The organism is Pseudomonas sp. ChxA (assembly GCF_030263855.1).
Lineage (GTDB): Bacteria > Pseudomonadota > Gammaproteobacteria > Pseudomonadales > Pseudomonadaceae > Aquipseudomonas > Aquipseudomonas fluorescens_CB.
Genome location: NZ_JARPMK010000001.1, coordinates 2,474,306 through 2,494,771, shown reverse-complemented (window position 1 = coordinate 2,494,771; position 20,466 = coordinate 2,474,306). Strand labels below are relative to the sequence as shown.

The 20,466-nt window shown below is 54.4% G+C and carries 21 protein-coding genes and 1 pseudogene; 8 read left to right on the top strand and 14 right to left on the bottom strand.

Annotation, left to right across the window (positions count from 1 at the left end; translation table 11 throughout):
- Positions 1–22: 22 nt before the first annotated feature.
- From pheS to thrS, 5 genes are all read right to left on the bottom strand, one after another.
- Entirely contained in the window at positions 23–1,039 is a 1,017-nt protein-coding gene (pheS, locus tag P5706_RS11250; RefSeq protein ID WP_285679284.1) for a phenylalanine--tRNA ligase subunit alpha, read from the bottom strand.
- A gap of 109 nt (positions 1,040–1,148) precedes the next feature.
- Positions 1,149–1,505: a 50S ribosomal protein L20 gene (gene rplT / locus P5706_RS11245; RefSeq protein ID WP_003174975.1), complete on the bottom strand. Its 357-nt coding sequence runs from the start codon at positions 1,503–1,505 to the stop codon at positions 1,149–1,151.
- A 27-nt stretch (positions 1,506–1,532) separates the two neighbouring features.
- Entirely contained in the window at positions 1,533–1,727 is a 195-nt protein-coding gene (rpmI, locus tag P5706_RS11240) for a 50S ribosomal protein L35 (RefSeq protein WP_002553160.1), read from the bottom strand.
- Positions 1,728–1,786: 59 nt separating this feature from the next.
- The gene (gene infC, locus P5706_RS11235) at positions 1,787–2,338 is read right to left on the bottom strand and encodes a translation initiation factor IF-3 (protein WP_172979313.1); all 552 of its coding nucleotides are present in this window, start codon (positions 2,336–2,338) and stop codon (positions 1,787–1,789) included.
- Positions 2,338–4,260, bottom strand: coding sequence for a threonine--tRNA ligase (thrS, locus tag P5706_RS11230; RefSeq protein ID WP_056861278.1), 1,923 nt, complete (start codon positions 4,258–4,260; stop codon positions 2,338–2,340). Before thrS ends, infC begins: the two co-directional genes overlap by 1 nt.
- A gap of 366 nt (positions 4,261–4,626) precedes the next feature.
- Between thrS and P5706_RS11225 the strand changes: the two genes are divergently transcribed.
- Positions 4,627–4,941 (top strand): hypothetical protein, encoded by a 315-nt coding sequence (locus P5706_RS11225; protein ID WP_200432877.1) that lies wholly within the window; start codon positions 4,627–4,629, stop codon positions 4,939–4,941.
- A gap of 292 nt (positions 4,942–5,233) precedes the next feature.
- The gene (locus P5706_RS11220) at positions 5,234–5,446 is read left to right on the top strand and encodes a cold-shock protein (RefSeq protein ID WP_200432878.1); all 213 of its coding nucleotides are present in this window, start codon (positions 5,234–5,236) and stop codon (positions 5,444–5,446) included.
- A 73-nt stretch (positions 5,447–5,519) separates the two neighbouring features.
- On the opposite strand, the gene P5706_RS11215 is transcribed toward P5706_RS11220, so the two are convergent.
- Entirely contained in the window at positions 5,520–5,840 is a 321-nt protein-coding gene (locus tag P5706_RS11215) for an I78 family peptidase inhibitor (protein WP_200432879.1), read from the bottom strand.
- Positions 5,841–5,983: 143 nt separating this feature from the next.
- On the bottom strand, positions 5,984–6,292 hold the full coding sequence (locus P5706_RS11210) for a hypothetical protein (protein WP_285682701.1): 309 nt from the start codon (positions 6,290–6,292) through the stop codon (positions 5,984–5,986).
- A 172-nt stretch (positions 6,293–6,464) separates the two neighbouring features.
- Here P5706_RS11210 and P5706_RS11205 point away from each other — a divergent pair, with 172 nt between their 5' ends.
- Positions 6,465–6,677 (top strand): hypothetical protein, encoded by a 213-nt coding sequence (locus P5706_RS11205; protein ID WP_200432880.1) that lies wholly within the window; start codon positions 6,465–6,467, stop codon positions 6,675–6,677.
- Between the two features lie 33 nt (positions 6,678–6,710).
- On the opposite strand, the gene P5706_RS11200 is transcribed toward P5706_RS11205, so the two are convergent.
- The 7 genes from P5706_RS11200 to P5706_RS11170 are packed head-to-tail and all read right to left on the bottom strand — an operon-like array spanning position 6,711 to position 13,678.
- The gene (locus P5706_RS11200; protein ID WP_285679283.1) at positions 6,711–7,739 is read right to left on the bottom strand and encodes a nucleoside hydrolase; all 1,029 of its coding nucleotides are present in this window, start codon (positions 7,737–7,739) and stop codon (positions 6,711–6,713) included.
- A gap of 26 nt (positions 7,740–7,765) precedes the next feature.
- Positions 7,766–8,170: a D-ribose pyranase gene (gene rbsD / locus P5706_RS11195; RefSeq protein ID WP_017138772.1), complete on the bottom strand. Its 405-nt coding sequence runs from the start codon at positions 8,168–8,170 to the stop codon at positions 7,766–7,768.
- On the bottom strand, positions 8,167–9,084 hold the full coding sequence (rbsK, locus tag P5706_RS11190; RefSeq protein ID WP_285679282.1) for a ribokinase: 918 nt from the start codon (positions 9,082–9,084) through the stop codon (positions 8,167–8,169). The genes rbsD and rbsK overlap by 4 nt, the downstream gene beginning before the upstream one ends.
- A gap of 23 nt (positions 9,085–9,107) precedes the next feature.
- The gene (locus P5706_RS11185) at positions 9,108–10,130 is read right to left on the bottom strand and encodes a LacI family DNA-binding transcriptional regulator (protein WP_099487414.1); all 1,023 of its coding nucleotides are present in this window, start codon (positions 10,128–10,130) and stop codon (positions 9,108–9,110) included.
- Between the two features lie 3 nt (positions 10,131–10,133).
- Positions 10,134–11,111, bottom strand: a complete 978-nt coding sequence (locus tag P5706_RS11180; RefSeq protein ID WP_017138769.1) for an ABC transporter permease — start codon at positions 11,109–11,111, stop codon at positions 10,134–10,136.
- On the bottom strand, positions 11,108–12,661 hold the full coding sequence (locus P5706_RS11175; protein WP_065911833.1) for a sugar ABC transporter ATP-binding protein: 1,554 nt from the start codon (positions 12,659–12,661) through the stop codon (positions 11,108–11,110). The genes P5706_RS11180 and P5706_RS11175 overlap by 4 nt, the downstream gene beginning before the upstream one ends.
- Before the next feature lie 57 nt (positions 12,662–12,718).
- Positions 12,719–13,678 carry a sugar ABC transporter substrate-binding protein gene (locus P5706_RS11170; protein ID WP_138814698.1) on the bottom strand — a complete coding sequence of 320 codons (960 nt, stop codon included), beginning with the start codon at positions 13,676–13,678 and terminating at the stop codon, positions 12,719–12,721.
- A gap of 493 nt (positions 13,679–14,171) precedes the next feature.
- On the opposite strand from P5706_RS11170, the gene P5706_RS11165 reads away from it, so the two are divergent.
- From P5706_RS11165 to P5706_RS11145, 5 genes and pseudogenes are all read left to right on the top strand, one after another.
- Positions 14,172–15,260 carry an asparaginase gene (locus P5706_RS11165; RefSeq protein WP_056861272.1) on the top strand — a complete coding sequence of 363 codons (1,089 nt, stop codon included), beginning with the start codon at positions 14,172–14,174 and terminating at the stop codon, positions 15,258–15,260.
- Positions 15,261–15,446: 186 nt separating this feature from the next.
- Positions 15,447–15,698, top strand: a complete 252-nt coding sequence (locus P5706_RS11160) for a DUF1654 domain-containing protein (RefSeq protein ID WP_285679281.1) — start codon at positions 15,447–15,449, stop codon at positions 15,696–15,698.
- 4 nt (positions 15,699–15,702) lie between these two features.
- Positions 15,703–16,071 (top strand): annotated as a pseudogene (locus P5706_RS11155) (endonuclease); the annotation flags it as partial.
- A 1,060-nt stretch (positions 16,072–17,131) separates the two neighbouring features.
- A complete protein-coding gene (locus tag P5706_RS11150) occupies positions 17,132–18,292 on the top strand; it encodes a tyrosine-type recombinase/integrase (protein ID WP_285679280.1) in 1,161 nt (386 codons plus the stop codon).
- The gene (locus P5706_RS11145; protein WP_285679279.1) at positions 18,292–20,457 is read left to right on the top strand and encodes a hypothetical protein; all 2,166 of its coding nucleotides are present in this window, start codon (positions 18,292–18,294) and stop codon (positions 20,455–20,457) included. Before P5706_RS11150 ends, P5706_RS11145 begins: the two co-directional genes overlap by 1 nt.
- Positions 20,458–20,466 lie beyond the last annotated feature (9 nt).

The window sequence follows — 20,466 nt, the reverse complement described above, 5'->3', positions numbered from 1 at the left end:
CTCTCCTAAAGATTCGTTACGACTAGCGAAATTGCGCGAGGAACCGCAAGTCGTTGTCGAAGAACAGACGCAAGTCGTTCACGCCGTAACGCAGCATGGCCAAGCGCTCAACGCCCATGCCGAAGGCAAAGCCCGAGAACTCTTCCGGATCGATCCCGGACATGCGCAGCACGTTAGGGTGAACCATGCCGCAGCCCATCACTTCCAGCCAGCCGGTCTGCTTGCAGACGCGGCAGCCTTTGCCGCTGCACATCACGCATTCCATGTCGACTTCAGCGGATGGCTCGGTGAACGGGAAGAACGATGGACGGAAACGCACCGCCAGCTCTTTCTCGAAGAACACCCGCAGGAACTCTTCGATGGTGCCTTTGAGGTCGGCGAAATTGATGTCGCGATCGACCAGCAGGCCTTCGACCTGGTGGAACATCGGCGAGTGGGTGATATCCGAGTCGCTGCGGTACACACGGCCTGGGCAGACGATGCGGATCGGCGGCTTGTTCGCTTCCATGGTGCGGACCTGTACCGGCGAGGTATGGGTGCGCAACAGCATGTTCGCGTTGAAATAGAAGGTGTCGTGCATCGACCGGGCCGGGTGATGGCCTGGGATGTTGAGCGCCTCGAAGTTGTGATAATCGTCTTCAACCTCAGGGCCTTCGGCAATGCCGTAGCCGATGTGGGTAAAGAACTGCTCGATACGTTCCAGAGTCCGGGTAATCGGATGCAGACCGCCCGAGGCCTGGCCACGGCCAGGCAAGGTTACATCAATGGACTCGGCGGCGAGCTTGGCCGCAAGATCGGACTCCTCGAGCGACGCCTTGCGCGCATTGAGCACCTCTGTGACACGCTCCTTGGCGACGTTGATCAGCGCACCGACTTGCGGACGCTCTTCAGCCGGCAAATTCCCCAGGGTCTTCATCACCTGAGTCAATTCACCTTTTTTGCCAAGGTAGTGAACCCGGATTTGCTCCAGGGCATTTACATCTTCAGCGCTTTGCACAGCCTCAAGAGCTTGGGCAACGAGCGCGTCCAGGTTTTCCATGTACAGACTCCAGATACAAAATAGGGGAAGAGCTTGAAGGCTCTTCCCCTATTTATGACGTTTACCACCTTGGGCTACAGGAGCAGCCCAGGGTGACTGTCGGGGGTACTTAAGCCAAGGTGGCTTTAGCTTTCTCGACAATCGCAGCAAACACCGCTTTTTCGTTCACGGCCAGTTCAGCCAGAACCTTACGGTCGATTTCGATGGACGCTTTTTTCAGGCCAGCGATGAAACGGCTGTAGGACAGACCGTTAACACGTGCACCAGCGTTGATACGAGCGATCCACAGAGCGCGGAACTGACGTTTTTTCTGACGACGGTCGCGGTAGGCGTATTGGCCTGCCTTGATTACCGCTTGCTTGGCAACACGGAATACGCGTGAACGCGCGCCGTAGTAGCCTTTAGCAAGTTTCAGAATTTTTTTGTGACGTTTACGGGCAATGACGCCACGCTTTACACGAGCCATGAGTTATTCCTCTATTCTTGACTAAAATTAACGAAGGCGCAGCATGCGCTCGACTTTTGCCACGTCAGACGGATGCAGCAAGCTGCTACCGCGCAGTTGACGCTTACGCTTGGTCGACATTTTGGTCAGAATGTGGCTCTTGAAAGCGTGCTTGTGCTTGATACCGTTAGCAGTTTTCAGAAACCGCTTAGCAGCACCACTTTTAGTTTTCATCTTTGGCATGTTCGGTACTCCGCATTCAGTTGATAAACATAATCAGAAGGCCTGCCGTGCCCTGTTGATTACTTCTTCTTTTTCGGGGCGATGACCATAATAAGCTGGCGTCCTTCCATCTTAGGATGCTGTTCGACCGAACCGTACTCGAGCAGGTCACCTTCAACCCGCTTGAGGAGTTCCATCCCCAGCTCCTGGTGCGCCATCTCACGGCCGCGGAATCGCAAGGATACCTTGGCCCTGTCCCCATCACTCAGGAAACGTACCAGGTTGCGCAGTTTTACCTGGTAATCCCCTTCCTCCGTCCCTGGACGAAACTTGATTTCTTTTACTTGAATCTGCTTCTGGTTCTTCTTCGCTGCGGCAACCTGCTTCTTCTTCTCGAAGATCGATTTGCCGTAGTCCATCACCCGACAAACAGGTGGGATTGCATCGGCGGAGATTTCCACCAGGTCCAATTTGGACTCTTCAGCAATACGAAGCGCTTCATCAATCGAGACGATGCCAATCTGCTCGCCGTCAGCGCCAATTAACCGAACCTCGCGTGCCGAGATATTCTCGTTGATCGGGGCTTTCGGTGCAGCTCGTTTATCTTGTCTCATTTCACGCTTAATAATAATTACTCCGAATCTGGGCGACCACGCCGGGAAACCGCTTGCGCGAGGAACTCAGCGAACTGGGCGACGGGCATCGAGCCCAGGTCAGCACCTTCACGAGTACGCACAGCGACAGTCTGCATCTCGACTTCCCGATCTCCGATAACCAAAAGATAGGGAACCTTGAGCAAAGTATGCTCGCGGATTTTAAAGCCGATCTTTTCATTTCTCAAGTCGGACTTGGCACGAAATCCGCTTTCGTTGAGAGTTTTTTCAACTTCAGCGGCAAAATCGGCCTGTTTATCAGTGATATTCATGATCACTGCCTGGGTCGGAGCCAACCACGCAGGGAATGCACCCTCGTAGTGCTCGATCAGGATACCGACGAACCGTTCGAACGAGCCGAGGATCGCCCGGTGCAGCATAACCGGGTGCTTACGGCTGTTATCTTCGGAGACGTATTCGGCTCCCAAACGGATCGGCAGGTTAAAATCGAGCTGCAGGGTACCACACTGCCAGACGCGACCAAGGCAATCTTTCAGCGAGAACTCGATCTTGGGACCGTAGAAGGCGCCCTCACCCGGCTGCAGATCGTACGCAAGGCCCGCACTGTCAAGCGCAGCGGCCAGTGCTGATTCGGCGCGATCCCACAGCTCATCGGAACCGACGCGTTTTTCCGGACGAGTGGACAGCTTCATTTCGACTTCGGTAAAGCCGAAATCGCGATAAACATCCATGGTCAGCTTGATGAACGCAGCGGATTCAGCCTGCATCTGCTCTTCGGTGCAGAAGATGTGGGCGTCGTCCTGAGTGAAGCCACGCACGCGCATGATGCCGTGCAGTGCACCCGATGGTTCGTTACGGTGGCAGGCACCGAACTCGGCCAGGCGCATCGGCAACTCGCGGTAGCTTTTCAGGCCTTGGTTGAACACCTGCACGTGGCATGGGCAGTTCATCGGCTTGATGGCGTAGTCGCGGTTTTCCGACTGCGTGGTGAACATGTTGTCGGCGTAGTTGGCCCAGTGCCCGGATTTCTCCCACAGGCTGCGGTCAACAACCTGAGGCGTCTTGATCTCCAGGTAGCCGTTGTCGCGCTGAACCTTGCGCATGTACTGCTCGAGCACCTGGTACAGGGTCCAGCCGTTCGGGTGCCAGAACACCATGCCCGGCGCTTCTTCCTGGAGGTGGAACAGGTTCAGGCGCTTGCCGATCTTGCGGTGGTCGCGCTTTTCAGCTTCTTCGATGCGCTGGATGTAGGCCGCCAGCTGCTTCTTGTCAGCCCAAGCCGTGCCGTAGATCCGCTGCAATTGCTCGTTCTTCGCGTCGCCGCGCCAGTAGGCACCGGACAGCTTGGTCAGCTTGAACGACTTGAGGAAGCGCGTGTTAGGCACGTGCGGGCCACGGCACATGTCGACATATTCTTCGTGGTAATACAGGCCCATGGCCTGTTCGTCCGGCATGTCTTCCACCAGACGCAGCTTGTAGTCTTCGCCACGGGCGGTGAACACGTCGATCACTTCGGCGCGCGGCGTGACTTTCTTGATCACGTCGTAATCTTTTTCGATCAGCGCGTGCATGCGCGCTTCGATAGCGGCCAGGTCGTCCGGAGTGAAAGGACGCTCATAGGCGATATCGTAATAGAAGCCTTCGTCAATGACGGGGCCAATCACCATTTTTGCCGTCGGGTACAGCTGCTTGACCGCATGGCCAATCAGGTGCGCGCAAGAGTGGCGAATGATCTCCAGCCCCTCTTGGTCCTTGGGCGTGATGATTTGCAGGCTGGCATCAGCGGTGATCAGGTCGCTGGCATCTACCAGCTTGCCGTCGACCTTGCCGGCTACAGTGGCCTTGGCAAGACCTGCACCAATGGATGCGGCGACCTCGGCTACGGAAACCGAATGATCGAATGAACGTTGACTGCCGTCGGGAAGAGTAATAGTTGGCATGGCGCCTCCTCTCCTAGTGGTGACCCCTACCAAAGGTCACGTGGGTTGGGATGAGCCAGTACAAGATCCAACACCAGGCCGTTCAGTGATGAACGCCTGCCTTACAGCGGCAGGAGCCTTTCGGCCAACCGATAATCGAACCAGAGTGACTGGAGTGAACTCAAAAAAACATGGCAAGGCGGCAATGGGCACACCTGGAAATAGCCAAGCGGGTGATGCTAGCACAGATGAACGGTCATCGCGCCTGCCCTGCCCTGCGAAACATAAATTCCCGTGTTTGATGCCTGCAAAAGTGAACTTGGGCTGTACGAAAGCCCTCAAACCCGCTGAGAATCGCTGTTTGCCCACGAATCAAAGGAGCACTTCATGATGCGCTTTACCTCGACCCTCGCTCTCGCCGCTTCCCTGACCCTCCTTTCCTTTGGCGCGCATGCCGCTGCTCCATCCAACTGGCCTTCGGCTGGTGATCGGGACAGTTTCGTCAAAGATTGCACTTCATCAGCCCAGCAGAGCGTTGATGCCAAAACCGCCAAAGACCATTGCGAATGTGGCGCGGACAAGCTCAATGCCGAATTGAGCACTGCTGAAATCAAGGAACTGATGACCAACCCGAACGCCAGCCAGGCTTTGAAAACCAAAGCGGTCACAGCTATTTCGTCCTGCAAAGTCGTGAAGAAATAGTCAGAACGATCACTGATTAGACGGCCATCTGACTGAAAAAACAGCCCGAAAACTGCCATTTCGCACAAATTACGCAGCTTTTACGGCTTTTTTTAACAGCTGATATTTCGCAGCAAAGCCCCGTAAATCGGGGCTTTCAGCCGACCAAGGCACTAAACGCAACGCTATTGATTAGCAAACAATGCCTTGGGGGGGCTTACAAGCCGAACATTTCGACTATGATACCCCGGTGTGCCCAGTTGGCCTGAGCAGCACAGCACTACTGAAAATATATGTTTCTTGGAGATACACCATGTCTAATCGCCAAACCGGCACCGTTAAATGGTTCAACGATGAAAAAGGCTTCGGCTTCATCACTCCTCAAGGTGGCGGTGACGACCTGTTCGTACACTTCAAAGCTATCGAAAGCGACGGTTTCAAAAGCCTGAAAGAAGGCCAAACCGTATCCTTCGTGGCTGCGAAAGGCCAAAAGGGTATGCAGGCTGAACAAGTTCGCGGCGAGTAATTCTCCGCTGAGCTAAAAAAACCCCGTCCATGTGACGGGGTTTTTTATGCGCACTGCAAAAGCCGTGAAGCTATCAGCCGCAGTTGACCCGTGTGATCACCAAGTTGTCGTCGGTGTTCAGGTTCAGACGGTCGGAGCGGTATTCCAGGGTGATCATGTCGTTAGGCTTGAGGATGCGTGCGTTCTGCGCCCCAGCACGGGTACGCGCCTGCTCCAGCAATTGAGGCGAGGCTTTCTGGCCGACGGCGAATTCGGCGGCCTTCGATTCGCAGCGGGTGTGACCTGCATCGGCAACGGCGGCATCTTTACCTGGCTCAGGGGCACCCGGGGTGCTGCAACCCGCCAACGCGAGTGCTGCCAACAAAGTACCGAATGATGCGAGCTTCCAAGGCATGAAGCCTCCTATGAAAAAAATGGACAGAGATCGTGCGACAGCGATCTGGCGGTTTGGTTTCAAGACGTAAATCGCCGAAGGGCAAGTCTGCCTGACTCAAGGCGAGCATTCGCTTGATCAATCGTCACCAGATATGAACGAATTCAGTAGATGTCGATGTAGTCAAACGGTGGCTTTGGCCAATTCTGCTGGAGCGCATTGAAAATCTGCCGGACCCAGACTTCATCGCTGGCCGCGACGTTACCGACATAACCCGAACCTTTGGCCCAGGTCTCAAGGCGAAACAGCAGGCCGTCGATGTCGACACCGCCTACGGCCATGCCGGACGAAATATAGGCGATTCCGCCCTTGGTCACCCGCAACTGGGTATGTTCGTCGTCACTGGCACTCGCGAGCAATTCACGCACGGCGTCCAGCGTGAGATTCTCGGGGTTGTTCAAATCGATCTGCACCTGGTGTCCCCGGCAATTGATTGGGGCAACAGTGTCGCACAGCAACGGCCGCATTTCGAAACGTCTCATGCCTAAGTAGCACTGCCAAACGCCACGCAAAAATGGTTAACTGCCCCGGTTAGAACCGCGTTCCAGCGCATTGCCCAGCATCCCAGCCCCGTGAGCCCCGACCATGAGCACCGTAACCCTCCAAGCCGACATCAAAGCCAAGTGGCCTCAAGGACAAAGCTCCTACAGCCCCGGAAGCACGGAGGAGTTGGCCATCATCGGAATCGACCTGCTGGTCAAGGAGCTCGGCACGCAGGCCGCACAGGCCTTCATCGGCCAGGTATTCGAGAAATACCCGGCCGATCATATGGGCGCCCATCACCCCGGGCGCGAATAAGACCCGGCCGGCGAGCGCCGACCGGCAAACGCTTTACTTCAGACGCGCCAGGCGCTCGGTCAGCAGATCGAAGAAGCCCTGGGCGTCGCCATTCTCAACCCAGAATGCGTTCTTCGGTTGCTTGAGGCCGTCATACCAGTCTACGACGGTCTGGCCGAAGGTTGGGCCTTCGCGGCTGTCGATCACCACATTGACTTCACGGCCGCTGAACAGGGAAGGCTTGAGCAGATAGGCAATCACGGTAGCGTCATGCACCGGGCCACCCGGGATGCCGTAGTGTTCCATGTCGCCCTTGACGTATTCATTGAGAATATCGCCCACCACCTTGCTCGCATTGTTCTTGATGTCGGCAATTTGTTTCAGGCGCGCGTCACTGGTCAGCACCTTGTGGGTCACGTCCAGCGGCAGGTAAGTCAGCTTGACGCCACTTTTGAGCACGATTTCAGCCGCGATCGGGTCCGCGAACAGGTTGAACTCAGCCACCGGGGTGATATTGCCGCCATTAAAATGCGCCCCGCCCATCACCACCACTTCCTTGATGCCTTGGGTGATCTCCGGTGCCTGGGTCAATGCCAGTGCCAGGTTGGTCTGTGGGCCGAGCATAGCGATGGTGATGCTGTGAGGCTTGGCGGTGCTCAGGGTCTTGATCAGGTAGTCAACGGCATTGCCTTCGGCCAGGCCTTTTTTCGGCTCATGCACAGCGACACCGGAAATACCTTCCTTGCCATGGATATTCTCCGCATAGATCGGCGTGCGCAGCATGGGTTGTGGCGCGCCGGCGTACACCGGGATGTCCTCGCGCCCTGCCCACTCGCGGGCCAGGCGCGCGTTGCGGGAGGTCTTGTCGAGGCGCACGTTACCGGCAACGGTGGTCAGCGCGCGAATGCTCAGTTCCTGCGGGGACGCCATGGCAAACAACAACGCCACGACGTCATCGGCGCCTGGGTCGGTGTCGATGATCAGGTCGATTTTTTCCGCCGCTTGGGCGCTGGCTGCGGTGAGTGCGGACAAAAGCAGGACACTCCGAAATAGGTTTTTCAGGGTTGGGAGATCACGTTGCATGAAACACTCCTTGTCGTAGGGAAACTCTAGAAGGTGACGCCGGACACCAGCGCGATATTGCAATACGGCTGGCACTCGCCCGTGCGCACCACGGCGCGGGCCTTGCGGCTGAGCTGCTTGAATTCTTCATGGCTGACCAAACGGCGCTCGCCCAAGGCGGCCTGTTCGGTCAACACATTGAGTGGCGTCAACGCAGGTGGCTGCTTGAGCAGGATTTCCTCGGCCAACACGTGGCTTTCTACCTGCATCTCGCTGAGCACAATGCGCAAGGTGCTGATGAAATCCGGAATGCCTTGCGTGAGCGCCAGGTCGATCAACTCGACGCCTGGCGGCACTGGCAGGCCGGCATCACCGATCACCAGGATGTCACCATGGCCGAGGGATGCGATCACGCGTGACAGCGCAATATTGAGCAATGGTGTCTTTTTCATGAGGGCATAAAACCTTGTACGTCCTGCAGCGTAGGAATAGAGGGTTGGGCGCCGGCCCGCGTGACCGACAGCGCGGCTGCGACCTGGCCAAACCGGATAGCCTCGGCTTCGCTTTTGCCATTGGCCAGCGCCGCGGCAAAGCCACCGACAAAGGTGTCACCGGCAGCCGTGGTGTCCACTGCCTTGACCTTGGGCGCCTGCAAGTGCTCGAAACCCTTGCCATCGGCGAACAACGCGCCTTGGGCGCCAAGGGTGATGATGACCTTGCCGGCACCCGCCTTGAGCAGTTGCATCGCAGCCACCTTGGCGCTGTCGAGGGAGTCGACCGTCACGCCACTCAGGGCGCTGGCTTCGCTTTCGTTGGGGATCAGGTAATCGATCGAGGCATACCATTCCTCCGGCAACGGGCCACTGGCCGGTGCCGGGTTGAGGATCACGGTCTTGCCCAATTCACGACCACGCTTGAGCGCATGGCCAACCGTGTCCATCGGCACTTCCAACTGGCAGACGATGACGTCCGCTGCCTGCACGACCGCGTCAGCCGCCTGCAACGACGCGGGCGAAAGCTCACCGTTGCTGCCGGCCACGATCACGATCGCGTTCTGGCTGCTGTCATCTACTACGATCAACGCCACGCCGCTGGAGCCATCCACGGTGCTGACGGCCTGGCAATCGATGCCCTCCACCAGCAATGCATCACGCAATTGAGCGCCGTAGGCATCCGTGCCCACACAACCGATCATCGCCACCTCAGCGCCAAGGCGCGCGGACGCCACCGCCTGGTTGGCGCCCTTGCCGCCCGGCACGGTGGAAAACGTCTGGCCGATCAAGGTTTCACCGGCGCGCGGCAAGCGACTGGCGCGGGTGACCAAGTCCATGTTCAAGCTGCCTATTACCACTACTTTTGCTGGCATACATCAGTACTCATCAATTCGGTTCAGCGGTATTGGGCGAACACACCGGCAAACGGCGCCGTCGACTCACGCAAAACAATGCTCGGCGTCACGATGCGCTGATCGATCGGCAGTTGGGGGGTTGCAATTCGTCGCAGTAAAAGCTCGGCCGCCGTCTCGCCCAGTTGCACGATCGACTGCCCGACCGTCGTCAGCGCCGGGTACACGTAGCGGCCCATTTGAATATCGTCAAAACCAATCACCGACAGCTCGCCAGGCACACGGATATTGCGTTCGGCTGCTGCACGCAACACACCGAAACCAATCATATCGTTACTGGCGAAAATCGCGCTGGGCGGGTTTTCCGACAGTAGCTGTACCGCTGCGGCATAACCACCGGTGCTGGTGAAATCGCTTTCCTGGGTGCGATTGGCCGCCACTTCCACACCCGCTTCACGCAGTGCACGGTGATAACCGGCCAGACGCATCTGTGCCACGCGGGTATGGCTGGGGCCACCAATGCAGGCGATGTCGCGGTGACCAAGCTCCAGCAAATGCCGGGTCGCCAGGTAAGCGCCTTGTTCGTGGTCGATGCGCACCAGGTCGACATCAATGCCGTCCAATGCGCGGTCGACAATCACCATGGGCGTGCGCACTGCGCTCAAGCCTGCGGCAAGGCCACTGTCGTCGCCGCCCACCGAGGTTACGATCAGGCCGTCGATGCGCTTTTCCAGCAGCACCCGCAGGTAGCTGCGCTGCTTTTCGGCGTTATCGTCGGAGTTGCAGAGGATCACGCAATAGCCATTACGCTCGCAGTAATCCTCGATACCCCGCGCCAGCTCGGCAAAATACGGGTTAAGGCTGTTGGGCACCAGCAGGCCGATGGTCGCAGTGGTTTTGGCCTTGAGCGAGCGCGCGACCGCGCTCGGCACGTAGTCCAGCTGCTTGATCGCCGCTTCCACCTTAATGCGCACAGGCTCGCTGACCGGCCGCGTCTTGTTCACCACATGGGATACGGTGGTGTAGGAGATACCTGCAAGCGCGGCCACATCCTTGATCGTTGCCATGGTTCAGCCCCGCCGACTGGCGCGCTGGCTGCGGTAGGTGTCGAGGACCACGGCAATCACGATTACGGCGCCGGTAATGATGCGTTTGGTTGGCTCTGTCGCACCGATCTGCGCAAGGCCGGCGGCCAGTACCGAAATAATCAGCACACCGAAGAAGGTGCTGATAACCGAACCACGCCCCCCCATCAGGCTGGTGCCGCCGATCACCACAGCGGCGATCACTTGCAGCTCCAGGCCGGAGCCGGCATTCGGGTCCGCCGCTTCCAGTCGGGAAATCTGGAACAGTGCCGCCACGCCGGCCAACAGGCCCATCAGGCTGAACACCAGGATCTTGTAAGGCTTGGGGTTGATACCGGCCAGGCGCACCGCCTCTTCGTTGGTGCCGATGCCGATCAGATAGCGACCGAATACAGTACGGGTCAATACCAACTGCGCAGCGATGATCACCAACAAGGCAATGATGAACGACGGCGAAATCCCGAAAGCCACCGGGTTCGACAGCCAGGCGTAGGAATCACCTATATAAGCGGTGCGCGAGCCCGTCATCTGGTAGGCCACGCCGCGCGCCATTTCCAGCACGCCAAGGGACACGATAAACGACGGGATGCGCCAAGCCACGGTGATCGAACCGGTGATGGTGCCCGCCAACGCGGCGCAGCCCATCCCCAGCAACGCCGCCGGCAAGACGCTCCAGCCCCAGCCGAGAATCGCCACACTGACCGCCGAGGCGGCCAATGCCAGCACCGAGCCCACCGACAGGTCAATGCCGCCGATGATCAGGATGAACGTCATGCCCACCGCCAGCACCATCAGGTCCGGGATCTGGTTGGCCAGGGTGCTGAAGGTGTCATAGGACAGGAAGTGGTCGCTGAGCACCGAGAACAGCGCAATCATCGCGAGCAAGGCGCCGGCCAGCCCCAGGTAGGTGCCCAGGCCGTAGAAGTTGCCGCCGGTTTTGCCCGGGGAAGAGGTGGTTTTCATGGGGTTTCCCTAAGCACTGCGTCATTGAGCAGCGCGTCACGTTTTTGATAGCCGGCAAAGGCGGCGGCGAGCAATTCGTCCTGGGTCCAGCTGTCGCGCTCGAAGGTCTCGATCAAGCGCCCGGCGGACAGCACACCGATGCGATCGCAGATCAGCATCAGTTCGCGCAGGTCACTCGACACCACCACCAGCGCTTTGCCCTGGCGCGTCAATTCGCCGAGCAAGGCATAAATGTCGAACTTGGCGCCGACGTCGATGCCACGGGTTGGCTCATCGAACAGCATTACCGCGCAGTCGCGCTCCAGCCAGCGGCCAATCACGACCTTCTGCTGGTTGCCACCCGACAACTCGGACACCAACTGCGCCGGGCTGGAGCTGCGGATGCGCATGGCGTCGATCTGACGCTTGGCCAGGGCAGTTTCGTCGCGGCTGTTCACCACGCCGCCACCGGAGATTTCCGGCATGTTGCCCAAGGCAATGTTGGCGCTGATGGATTGGGTCAAGAGCAGGCCTTCGCCCTTGCGGTCTTCGGTGATCAGCGCGATGCCGTGGCCCACCGCGTCCACCGGCGAGCGAATACTCACCACCTGGGCTGGCGAACCCAGGGCCACGGTGCCGCTGTCGGCCAGGTCGGCACCAAAGATAAGACGCAGCAGTTCAGTGCGGCCGGCGCCGATCAGGCCCGAAATGCCATAGATCTCACCGGCACGCACCTCAAAGGACACATCGCGAACCTTGTCCGAACGGGTCAAGCCTTTGACCGTCAGGGCCGGGCCGCCGATGGTGCGCGGCCCCAAGTCGATGTGCTCACCGAGCTCGCGGCCGACCATCAAGGTCACTAACTGTTCGCTGTTGTAGTTGGCCATCGGCTCGACGCAGACCAGTTTGCCGTCGCGCAGAACGGCAATGCGCTGGGCAACACGGGCGAGTTCTTCAAGCCGGTGGGAAATATAAATGATCGCCACGCCCCGAGCCTGCAGGCGAGTGATTTGTTCAAAAAGCATCTCGACTTCACGGGCCGTAAGCATGGCCGTGGGTTCGTCGAGGATCAGTACATGACAGTCGCCGATCAGGTTGCGGGCGATCTCGACCATCTGTTGATGGCCAATGCCCAGCGTGCCCACCAGGGTGTCCGGGTCGATCGCATCCAGGCCCACTTGGGCCATGGCTTCGATCGCGGCTTTACGCAGTTGCTTGCGGTTGATCCAGCCACAGTTCCTGGGCAGGTTGTCCAGGAACAGGTTTTCGGCCACGGTCAGGGTCGGCAGCAGGTTGAGTTCCTGCATGACCATGCGCACGCCCAGCTCTTCAGCCTGGGTGCGACTGCCGGGCCGGTAATCCTGGCCATTGAACTGCATGTGCCCGGTGGTCGGCGTGACCAGCCCGCCGATGATTTTCGACAAGGTGCTTTTACCTGCGCCGTTCTCACCGGTCAGCGCCAGCACTTCCCCACGATTGAGCGTCAGGGTGATGTCGGACAGCACCGGTTGGGCATAGGTCTTGCCGATACCGCTGACCGAGAGGACAGCGTTCGGGGCGGAAGATGACATAGGAAAATCTCCAGGCGCCCGCTCAGGACGAGCGGGCGCTGTTGGGTGCTGCCAGGATTACTTCTTAAGGACGAGTTCGACCGGGGTTTCGATCATGCCGTCAACCGCGTCGACTTTTTCACCCTTGACCAGCTTCAGCGCGTTCTGGATACCGAACACCGCTTGCTGGGCAGCAGCCTGGTCGGCCGTCGCGAGTACACGGCCGTCTTGCAGCATCGGCTTGATGGCTTCGATGTTGTCGTAGCCTACAACCAGTACCTTGCCGGCCTTGCCTGCACCACGCACGGCGGAGACGGCGCCCAGTGCCATGTTGTCGTTACCGGCCAGCAGTGCCTTGATATTCGGGTTTGCCTGGAGCATCGCCGCGGCAATCGAGTTGCCCTTGTCGATTTCCCACTCACCCGACTGGGTGGAAACGATTTTCATGCCAGCGGCATCCATCGCATCCTTAAAACCTGCGGTACGTTGCTGGGCGTTGGTGGTGGTGGATACACCTTCGATGATGGCGACTTCATCACCCTTGGTGAGGTGCTTGGCCAGTTCCTCACCGACCAGGCGCGCGCCCTTGCGGTTGTCAGGGCCAACGAACGGAATATCCAAGGATTTGCTTTTCAGCACATCCACGTCCAGGCGGTTATCGATGTTGACGATCTTGATGCCTTTGTCCGAGGCTTTTTTCAGCACCGTCACCAGCGCCTTGGAATCCGCCGGAGCAATCACGATGGCGTTTACTTTGGCGAGGATCATCTGGTTGACGATATCGATCTGCGCGCTGGTATCGGTTTCGTTCTTGATCCCGTTGGTGATCATGTCGAAATCAGCGGCGTGGTCTTTTTGATACTTCTTGGCGCCGTCCTGCATGGTCACGAAGAATTCGTTGGCGAGGGACTTCATCACCAGGCCGACCTTGGGTTTGGCGGCGGCGTCATCGGCAAAAGCAGAGGAAAGGGGCAGAGCAGCGGATGCGGCAGCAAGCACAGCGACAGCAAGAAGACGTCCAGCAAATGGCAGCTTCATGGGTTCACTCCGATCTTATGATTATTGTGAGCAACGCTTGCACTATGAAACATCTCGCAAACGTTTGCGTTGATCAAACTATGAGAACCTTGTCGAGATTTGTCAACGGGTGAACTGCGCCTTTCATCCAAGCTCTCGGTTACCTTCCCTTACGCTCTGCGGGTCGCAGGATTAAATGTCAACGTCTCTCAGACGCTCTCTAAAACGACAGGCTGTGACGCTTTAGTCATACAGCAACTGTTGATATTCCATCATAGTTTTCGGACAACCGAACGCAATATTGCCTTGCCGTTCGGAATGCCGGACAACCACGCTGGAAAATCCTCTTAAATATCAATATAAATTGTTTTAAATCAACACGTTAATTTATAAACGCGAAGATCATTGGCTTGGTACAAATCCTGCTCTTTCTAAGCACCTTGGGCGTTCAGAACCGCCCGGGTGTTCTCGGTGAACCTGCTACAGCACTCATCAAAAACCAGAGAGAAAAATAATGAAATCTGCACTGAAAACTTTTGTTCCTGGCGCCCTCGCCCTCCTGCTGCTGTTCCCCGTTGCCGCCCAGGCAAAGGAAGTTGAAACCAAGACCAAACTCTCCAACGTGGTGATCCTCGCCACGGGCGGCACCATTGCTGGCGCCGGCGCCAGTGCGGCCAACAGTGCCACCTACCAGGCGGCCAAAGTCGGCATCGAACAACTGATCGCCGGCGTGCCTGAGCTTAGTCAGATCGCCAACGTACGCGGCGAACAAGTAATGCAAATTGCGTCCGAAAGCATCAACAACGAAAACCTGCTGCAACTGGGTCGCCGTGTTGCCGAGCTGGCCGACAGCAAAGATGTGGACGGCATCGTGATCACCCACGGTACTGACACCCTGGAAGAAACCGCTTACTTCCTCAACCTGGTGGAAAAAACCGACAAGCCCATCGTGGTGGTCGGTTCCATGCGCCCAGGCACCGCCATGTCGGCCGACGGCATGCTCAACCTGTACAACGCCGTGGCCGTAGCCGGCAGCAAAGACGCGCGCGGCAAGGGCGTGCTGGTGACCATGAACGACGAGATCCAATCGGGTCGCGACGTGAGCAAAATGATCAACATCAAGACTGAAGCGTTCAAGAGCCCGTGGGGTCCGCTGGGCATGGTGGTTGAAGGCAAATCCTATTGGTTCCGCTTGCCTGCCAAGCGTCACACCATGGATTCCGAATTCGACATCAAGACCATCAAGAGCCTGCCGGACGTTGAAATCGCCTACGGTTACGGCAACGTGAGCGACACCGCTGTCAAAGCCCTGGCCCAGGCTGGCGCCAAAGCCATCATCCATGCCGGTACCGGCAACGGCTCGGTGTCCTCCAAGGTGGTGCCTGCCCTGCAGGAACTGCGCAAGCAAGGCGTGCAGATCATTCGCTCTTCCCACGTGAATGCCGGCGGTTTCGTTCTGCGCAATGCCGAACAGCCTGACGACAAGTACGACTGGGTGGCCGCACATGACCTGAACCCACAAAAAGCCCGGATTCTGGCGATGGTTGCCCTGACCAAGACCCAGGACAGCAAAGAGCTGCAACGGATGTTCTGGGAATACTGATCCCCGGTAACACGCGTAGAGGCGGGTTTACCCGCCTCTACCTCTCCTCTTACACCTCGATACAACTCCCCGCGCTGCATAACCCCGCTCAAATCGCTGCCAGACAAACCACCTGAATTTTAAGCAGTTGCGAAAATCGTAACAGTTAAATACTGTATGCCCGTACAGCACACTAAGGAATACTCCGTGGCAACGTCCTCTTCCGCAGCGCCGACCCTACCTGATGCCTACGCACGCCTTGCCGTGCGCGTGCAAAAAATCATCAATTCGACCAATGCCCAAAAAGCCAAGGCGGCCTTGATCTTCCGCTTGCCGGATGAGCCGGAGGACGAATGGGCGCGCTTGCTGGAGGAGATTGCGGAGAACGACAACGTCACCCTCGCCTACCGGGATGACGGCGGCGTGCAGATTTTCTGGGTTGTGCCGAAGGAAGATTGATTCAATGAGTGGCCGTTTTATTGCTGTTTTTTGCCTGTTTTTTGCCGTTACAGCCCACGCCCAGGCGCCTCGAACCTTCAGCGAGGCCAAGAAAGTCGCCTGGAAGCTCTACGCCCCGCAATCCACGGAGTTCTACTGTGGCTGTAAATACACCGGCAACCGGGTGGATTTGAAAGCCTGCGGTTACGTACCGCGCAAAAATGCCAACCGTGCCGCACGCATCGAATGGGAACATATCGTCCCGGCGTGGCAAATCGGGCATCAACGCCAATGCTGGCAAACCGGCGGGCGTAAAAACTGTACGCGCCATGATGATGTGTTCAAACGCGCCGAGGCGGACCTGCACAACCTGGTGCCGAGCATCGGCGAGGTTTATCTGCATGCGTAACGAAAATTGAGAAACGTTGACACAACCTAGGGCTATTCACTCTTTTCACTCAACAAGAGGGGCTTCGGCTTTCCCCCTTGGAGCCTTTTCCATTCTGCTGGTGTTGCAGCTGCGGCTGCGAGGGTCTCTCTGCCACTTAGCAAAAGAACTTTGCCTATCACCGACGCCGCTAACCAACGCTTTGAGTGGCAATTTCTTGATCCACACGCGCTGGAACACTGGGGATCACTAAGAAGCAATTCAGAGGTTTTTATAACCGACGTCCTTCCTTTGGTTAAGTCAGTTGGCCTGTATAGCTTGGATTGCGCTTACATTGAGCTAGGGGCGAATAGCTGCATACAGACGTATACAAGCCTCTATGGTGTAGACCCGGGGTTAGGCGCACAGCATAGCTAGCCCTTCGCAGGCAGTAAGCTAAGGCAACGGAGCCCTCCAGCCTAAGTCAGTCGCGAAGTCTCTAGATGGAGTGGCTGCATTAGGGATACACCGAAGGCATTCAGGATCCTGCTCCAGACGTAAAAATGAGGCTTAAACCCGGAGTTGGGATTGAGTCAAATGACCACTCGTCTGGTTTTAAAGATGGTAATGATAATCGTACGCAACAAAAAGATCTTACAGTTTATATCTTTTATATGGGTGAAAACTCTAATCAGATTGTCAATTCTTACTAATTATTCAGAAATAGACACTTGGAATATAGATCAAAAAAACGGCTAGCTTGCTTACCCTCCCCAGGAATGTAAGGAGTGAAGAGCACACAAGGCCTGTTAAAAACCATTTAAACGTTCCTACAAATAAACTCATCAATCCACGCCATTAATATAATGATTGTAATTACAATATTCACATATTTATTTCAGAAATAATATTTCCGCTAATCCTCTATACGCAGCTTATTCAAAAGAAGCAAAAACAAGTCCTTGAAATTTTCAACTCCTCTTAATAGCATTCCGCTCGTGAACCATCGCAGCTTCCACTCACTCTCGCTTATCAGCGCGGGTTGAACGCATGCAAAGAAAAAAATTTCAAGGCGTAGCTCTAAGCGATGAAAAAGAAATTTGTTAAGGGCGTGAACTGGTCGGGCGGCATGATTAACACCTATGTTATTGTGAATGATGGAATTTTGGGCGAGCAGTCAATAGTTGTCGCCCCTAGCCTGTATCTACTTGAAAAAGCAAAGGCCGGTGCTAGTGCGAAAACTCTAGAAAGTACGGCGTCAGACCTATGCGGCTACTTCAAGGATCTTCACGCGAAAGAGATTGATTGGCGGTACGTAACTGACAGCCAAATCTCCAGCTATCTTGGTAAAACTTTACGTCAGAAGAAAATATTATCCGAGAACAGTATAGAACGAAATATTGTAAGCATTAAAGATTTTTACAAAACCGCCGAGAACATTGGAATTTTAGACACTGAAATTTTTCTCAGCTATGAATACTCTTCCGAACCTAGCTCTAAACAACAAGAAGTGCGCGGTGCAAAACCAAAGCTCCAACTGTTCAGACAATACATCCACAAAGAAATTTTTGCGGATTTACTCTCTTCTATAAAAGCAAAAACACCTTTTGTGAGAGAGCGAGATGAGCTTGTATTAAAAATAGGATTTCATTGCGGACTTCGATCAAGCGAAGTTACCTCCCCTCTCAACCTGAACACTAAGACAATTCGCAAAGCTCTAAAAGAAGCTATGGAGCGCGACGAATTAGGCGTAACACTACCTATAATTGGGAAGGGGAATAAGCTTCGATATGTAGATTTTAACCCTGAAATAACGCGAGCCATCAAAAATTTTCTAGAAGGTCGTCGCTCAGAAGTTCCAGACGGACATCTGATATGCAGTTTTAATGGAGGACTTTTATCGGAGTCTCATGCAAGCAGAGTGTTCAAGTCGGCAAAAGACTGTGGACTAGCAAGGATTAAAAAAACAGTTACCAAATACAATAAAGCCAAAAACGATCTAGAATCGGAATATATGATTAGCTTTGAATCTGCAAAAACGCTTGTATTTCATTCTTTACGCCACACTTATGCAACTAATCTAGTAAAGCATTGTTACAAGCTACGAATAGATCCATGGGTGTATGTTAGAGATCAAATGGGCCATGAAAAGCGTGAAACCACAGAGAGCTATATTATATTCGAAGCAAATATTCATGCGAGGGACGCAATACGTACAGATCTATCTATTGAAGACGAGAATTATTAATGCAAAATCCAAGAAATCCAGCGACTGAGAAGCAAACTAAAAAGCAAAAAGATCCTATGCAGATTCCTCTCACTACCTACGAAATATACATCTCAGGAAAAGATGCTGGTCAGAAAAATAACCTTGTACTGCGCGTACCAGAAAATCTTAAGCGCGATCCTTTATGCAGCGTATTGATTAACTATACATCTGCGGTCATTGCCAAAAAAATCAATAAAACCTCCATTGGTTTTCTGTACCTTTTCATCCGCTTCTTCGCCTACCTTGAAATTAAATTCTCTAACTGCCGAACTCTTCCGAATTCAGTTCTACAAGAGTACAAAGGCTATTTGGTGACAGAGGAAAAGATCGGGGCAAATTCACTACGCACTTACTTAAGTATATTCAGAACAACTCTGAACTGGGCAGTCAACCATCCAGAGTATTTCAACAAACTGTCCACCAAGTCCCGAAGGCATCTGATTAGTACGGTTTCGAAAATACCGTCGATACCGCAAGCCCCTAGAAAACCGAGGAAAGGGCTATCAGGAATTGTAGAGAGTGTCCAGTACGATGACCACACCCTCTTAGATTCTTCAAATAGATTCTGCACTATCTATCTTAAAATAATTAATGAACATCGCCAGGAACTACTAGAAGATCCGACGGTTCAAGAAATTGTATCAGCCGTGCTGGAAACGAGAGATTTGCAAAGATGCACCTGGAAGCGAACAGCACTTGACCACGATTATTATCTCCCCCTTTTCAATAGCATATTAGATTCAACATCCTTAACTCTTAAAGAAAGACTCTTGAGCTCGGATAAAATTTATAGATTGCTTAGTGAGTCACTCAAAAGACCGTTGGGTATCTATGAAATGAATGAGTTACTGAAAACCAGCATGACTAATGATGGACGGCTCAAAAGAAACAAACCTAAATTTAATGGAGAAGCTCAGCTTCATGTCACATTTGAGTCGCTGGATTATCGATTCCTCTTGGAACCCGGAATCTCAGAGGAAGTTTGTATAGGATGGCTCTTAGCAGCAGACAGAGTTCAAGAGTCGGGATTAATGAAAATGCTATTACCCGATATATTAATCACTCGAAGCCACGCGGCTGCCAATTTCCTGAAAAACCGCAGCGCAAAAAAACATAGACAAACAACAGCTCACAAAGAAAATACCCGCCAGTATAAGTGCTTAAAAAACTTCCACAAATTAAGAACAATCTTCAATAAAAATTTTCCGAACGAGGCCTCTTTTAATGTCTTCAGCAGCGAATCTACCTTTGAATGCTTGATCAATATAAACTCACTACCCTATAGGTTGATTTGTCTTGCCGGGATGGCCAACTCTGCACTTAACTCGGAATTATTAAAAAGAGACCCAAAGATACGACCTTTTCTGGAATTGGTACAAGAGGTGAACAGACTCAATTTAATTCACCGCATGGACGGACTTGAATACCAAAGACAAATAAATGTCAGTGAAAACAAAAAAACAACGGACGGAGCATGGGAGGACATTATTAATTCCCCACGCTTCAATATTCCCTTGGGCGCTTTTTCACAATCTAGAGCCATAATTAGTAGCGAGAAATTCGATCCCACCTCGTCCTACGATAGATATTCGCTTACGGTCGTAGATGCGGATAACACTGCGCATACACCTCGCGTGAAAATGGAAAGCTATACATCCAAAAGCGAGACGCCGCACCGTGCGGGTAAAAGGACAGCATTTGCGAAAGAAGTAGGTTCGCTGATGGAGCAAGATGCTAGAAAAGTCGCGTTATTTATGTCGCGAACCGAAACTTTATCTTACCAGGAAATAAAACATCATCTGGGTTGGGCTGCCGATATCGGGAGCCAGGAAGATATTGAAGCCTTCAATACTATAGTCAGCCTAGCTGAAACCAATGGCTACAACTTCACGCCATTTGGTTCTCTTAATCATAATGAGAAACGATACTTTATAGACTCCCCAATCACTGTCGCTTTAATGCTTTCATACAAAGAAGAATGTGAACGTGTTGTGGCCGAAACCACCAATTACGAACTCTCGCTCTCCTTAAGCATTCAAGGCTCGTACATAAGTGAGGCAATGAAGAAAATTAGTGCTTCAAGCCAAATACTAGGAAAAGAGCTCTATGAAGGAACGACTTTTCCCCGACCAATACTATATTAGAGCTCGACG